At 62.8% G+C, this 1,154-nt stretch carries 1 protein-coding gene and 1 pseudogene; both read left to right on the forward strand.

Going from position 1 to position 1,154, the window contains the following annotated elements:
• Positions 1 to 337: 337 nt before the first annotated feature.
• Positions 338 to 583: pseudogene (locus ACSSVZ_RS28175) on the forward strand (restriction endonuclease); the annotation flags it as partial.
• 304 nt (positions 584 to 887) lie between these two features.
• Positions 888 to 1,016, forward strand: a complete 129-nt coding sequence (locus tag ACSSVZ_RS28180; protein ID WP_453974180.1) for a helix-turn-helix domain-containing protein — start codon at positions 888 to 890, stop codon at positions 1,014 to 1,016.
• The last annotated feature ends 138 nt before the right edge of the window (positions 1,017 to 1,154 follow it).

Genomic DNA, 1,154 nt, shown 5'->3' on the forward strand with positions numbered 1-1,154 from the left:
TGCTCTTCCGTAAATCGCTTCCGCTTCATCTGTCCGTCCTTCGATCGAGGCCGGACTCTAACTCCAGGTGGAGGAAAAACTCAGGGGCAGGTCAGTGGCTCCCAGCGCCGGCGGGCAGATCGCGACCACCGGGACCTGGACTGCGAGCGAGATGGGTGGCCCCACGCGCAGCGAGGCCCAGCGGCCCACACCGCCACGTCCCCTTTTGCCCGTCACAGCCAAGAGACAAGCCCTCAATCGGGAGATTCGAGGCCGCCGCGCAGCGGCAGCCGAAGAGCAGCCTTAGGCTGCCGGCAGGCACGCCAAGTCCGCCCCAGAGACAACCGGCAACCCCGTCGGCCGGCCCGACGTGAACGCCTTCGTGGGAAGCCTCGTCGGTCTTGGTGCCGGCAAGGGCGTCTTCGTCACCACCTCCACCTTCAGCCAGCCGGCCTGCGACTATGTCCGACATCTGGCCCAGCGCATCATCCTCATCGACGGACAGGAGCTGGCCGATCTGATGATCGAACACGGCGTCGGCGTCCGCAGCTATCGCACCGTCGCGTTCAAGCGGCTGGACGAAGACTTCTTCGGCGAGGAGTGAGGGCGTGGCGGAATCAGTTCTCCCTCAACGCGCAACGGCAGCTGTTCAATCCTCGGCATCCCAGGGGGCGTCCGCTATTGGCAAGTCGCTGCTGTGCTGGTCGTTGAAAGTAGACGCAGCGGGCTGAATGCAAAGTTCGCGCGTCACATTCAAGTATGCCCTGAAGTGACGCCTGCCGGCGCCGCACGCCTACAGCAACAGGGTTGACTTGGACTATTTGTGACAAAGTAGCGTTGAGCCTAGGCTTTGAGGTGACGAGCTATGGCTCGCATTGGCGACGCTCGGGTGAGCACACTCGATCAGAATTTCAAGACGGCTCGATCGCTCTGAGATTCTAAGACTACACAGTTCGGGGATGACGGTCGCGGCGATAGCCAACGCCCTTCGCTGTTCTCGGATGCAGATCTATCGCATCCTGAAGGACACTGAGTAGATTGAGCGCGGGATATATCGCCCCCGGGCGTGATTTGGCCGAGGAACGAACCCGCTGCGCGGGAGGGCGCCTGCGGTTGAGGTAGAGGGCACAGCCCCGGTCGTAGCGTTTGAATTGAGCGCCGTGCGGCGCGGGCAG

It is taken from the genome of Amorphus sp. MBR-141 (assembly GCF_053628695.1).